Annotated in this window: 3 protein-coding genes and 1 pseudogene; all 4 read right to left on the bottom strand. The window is 69.3% G+C overall.

What is annotated here, in order from left to right:
* The coding region (locus ADBZ5U_RS04070; RefSeq protein ID WP_526262631.1) for a nitroreductase/quinone reductase family protein at positions 1 to 395 on the bottom strand (395 nt) is incomplete at its 3' end.
* Positions 396 to 423: 28 nt separating this feature from the next.
* A complete protein-coding gene (gene ipdC / locus ADBZ5U_RS04065) occupies positions 424 to 1,494 on the bottom strand; it encodes a (3aS,4S,5R,7aS)-5-hydroxy-7a-methyl-1-oxo-octahydro-1H-indene-4-carboxyl-CoA dehydrogenase (RefSeq protein WP_526262629.1) in 1,071 nt (356 codons plus the stop codon).
* Positions 1,491 to 2,234 (bottom strand): cholesterol ring-cleaving hydrolase subunit IpdB, encoded by a 744-nt coding sequence (gene ipdB / locus ADBZ5U_RS04060; RefSeq protein ID WP_526262677.1) that lies wholly within the window; start codon positions 2,232 to 2,234, stop codon positions 1,491 to 1,493. Before ipdB ends, ipdC begins: the two co-directional genes overlap by 4 nt.
* Positions 2,234 to 2,749, bottom strand: a pseudogene (gene ipdA, locus ADBZ5U_RS04055) (cholesterol ring-cleaving hydrolase subunit IpdA); the annotation flags it as partial. The gene ipdB and the pseudogene ipdA, both read right to left, overlap by 1 nt.

The raw sequence follows: 2,749 nt of genomic DNA, 5'->3' as shown, positions 1-2,749 counted from the left end.
CGCAGGAAGTGACCGATATGCACCCGCTCGAAGCTGCGCCGCCGGCCGCCGGGCAGCAACGGCAACGCCTCGGTGGCGTCGATGAGTTCCGGTGAGTCCACGGCCAGCGTCTCGCCCTTGCGGACGACGGTGGCCTTTCCCGCGCTCAGCACGTTGCGGACCCAGTCCGCCTGGGTGCCGTAGGGCAGCGGGACGATCAGGTCGCCGCCCACCCGGTCGGCCACCACCGGCGTCGAGAACCGCCGTCCGGACCGCCGGCCGGTGTGTTCCACCACCGACGCGTACCAGTACCGCTTACCGGCCAGACGCAGCATCAGCGGATTGAGCAGGTGTTTGTTGAAGGTTCGGATCAGGCCGCGAAACGGTTCGGGCCAGCTTTCCGGAGCGAGCGCCATTAATCCCCCTAGAAGTGCACTTCCAAAGCTACCCCGCAATGAGCGAGGCCGCCGCCCGGAGATGTTCGGCCGCCTCCCTGACGATCCCCTCGATCAGTTCCGCGCACGACGGAAGGTCGTCGATGATCCCGGCCACCTGCCCGGAGGCCAGCACCCCGGCCTCGGTGTCGCCCTCGACCAACCCGGCCTTGAGCAGCATCGGGGTGTTGGCCGCCATCAGCACCTGTGACCAGGTGAGGTCCTTGCCGTGCCGCATGGCCATTCCGTCGCGGACCATCGACGACCACCTCATGCCGGACATCTTCTTGAACCTGGCTGCGTTGATCAGCGCGGCGCTGAATCCCCTGACCCGCGAACCGCTTTCGAGATGCTCGACCAGTCCGGTTCGCAGCACCCGGTGCGGGATGCCGTCCACCCGGGTCGACACGACGGTTCCATCGAGTGCGGCCTGCAGGTAGCGCTGCTTGACGGCATCGGGAACGGTTGACTCGGAGGTGAGCAGGAACCGGGTGCCCATCGCCACCCCGGCGGCGCCGTAGGACAGGGCCGCGGCCAGGCCCCGGCCGTCGAAGAACCCGCCCGCGGCGACGACCGGGATGCCGGTGCCGTCCAGTGCGTCGAGCACCGAGGGAAGCAGCAGCGTGGTGGCCACCGGCCCGGTGTGCCCGCCGCCCTCCCCGCCCTGCACGATCACCGCGTCCGCACCCCAGCCCGCCACCTTGCGGGCGTGTTTGGCAGCTCCCACCGAGGGAATCACCACCGAACCGGCCTCCTTGAGGCGGCCGATCAGCTCGGGTTTGGGCGCCAGGGCGAAGGACGCCACTTTGACACCCTCGCGGATCATCAGTTCCACCCGGTCGCCGGCGTCGGCGGCGTCGGCGCGCAGGTTGACTCCGAACGGCCGGTCGGTGGCGGCTTTCACCCTGGCGATGGCCGCGGCAAGTTCGTCGACCGACATCGTCGCCGACGCCAGGATGCCCAGACCGCCCGCGTTGGCGGTGGCCGACACCAGTCGCGCTCCCGCGACCCAGCCCATGCCGGTCTGCACCACCGGATGCTCGACGCCGACCAGTCGGGTCAGGGCGGTGTGGATCCTCATACGGTGACCTCCTTGTCCCGCAGGGCCTTCGGGTCGATCATCCCGATGATTTCCAACTCGGCGCCGGTGGGCAACCTGGTGGCCGGGGCGTCGCCCAGACCGTGCACCTCGAAGGAGGTGTTCGACCGGACCTGCTCGGGTGTCACGCCCGGGTGCAGCGACACCGCACGCATGGTGCGGCCCGGGCCGCCGAAATCGAACACCCCGAGATTGCTCACCACCCGGTGGACGTCGACGAAGCGGTAGGCCGGATTGTCCGGATCGACCTTGTCCCAGCCGATTCCGGAGACCACGTCGACCTGTTCGCAGAACACCCGAGCGGAGTGATTGCCGACCCAGTAACTGGTGGCGTGATTGACGGTGTTGCCCGGCGCGCCCCGCACCCCGAACATCTGCCGGGTCGGGTGCTGCAGGGGACCGAGGGCGGACAGGTTCTGATTGCCGAACCGGTCGATCTGGTTGGCGCCCATCACCACGTGACGCCGTCCCCAGGCCAGCGTCTCGAAGACCCGGCCGAACGGCATCCAGCCCTCGACCGCACCGGCGGCGCCGAGGGCGGGGGTGTCGGCCAGCAGTTGCGCCTCCCCGTCGGTCAGCAGGATGTCGGGGGCGAAGGTGAGTCGTGCCAGGCGCGCGCCGATCGACGCGACGGTGGTCATCGGGCTGACCATGATCTCGCCGGCGCCGCGGAGCAGTTCGGCGCAGGCGATGACGCACAACTCCGCCCTGCTGGCCTGGATCACGACTCCTCCTGAAAGCGTCGCACGGCGGCCTGGTAGGCGGCCTCGCCGCCGGACAGGTAGGTGGCGACGAATTCCGCCCAGCTGTCCTCCCCGGCGGCGGCCTGGGCGTAGTGGCGCTGGAACTTCTCGTCGCGGCCGTAGTCCGTTGCGGCGGTGGTGAAATGGGCACCGCCCGGGGCTTCGACGACGGCATCGACCATCATCCGGTTGACCAACAGGGCTTGCGGGGGAACGGTTTTCACCAGCTCCTCAGTGGCGACCACACGTTCGACGGAGAGGAACCGGCGGTCGGCGGCCATCAGGAACAGGTCGTCGAAATAGGGGTCGATCCCGGTGTAGGCGGCGTTGCCGTGCCGGTCGCCGAGGTTGAGGTGGACGAAGGCGGCGTCCAGGCGCAACGCCGGCATCGCGAGGAGTTCCTCGTGGCTCTCGCCGGTCCGGTAGGGCGAGCGGACGGTCGTCAGTTCGCCGTCCCAGAAGTCCGGCACCGAACTGCCCAGCCCGGCCCGGAT

Origin of the sequence: Mycobacterium sp., assembly GCF_040398885.1 — a bacterium.
Taxonomy (GTDB): Bacteria; Actinomycetota; Actinomycetes; order Mycobacteriales; family Mycobacteriaceae; genus Mycobacterium.
This window is presented reverse-complemented; position numbering and strand designations above follow the sequence as displayed.

Bases quoted from the DNA above. Each gene is read 5' to 3' on its own strand.
- ipdC (WP_526262629.1), bottom strand. From the start codon at position 1,494: ATGAGGATCCACACCGCCCTGACCCGACTGGTCGGCGTCGAGCATCCG.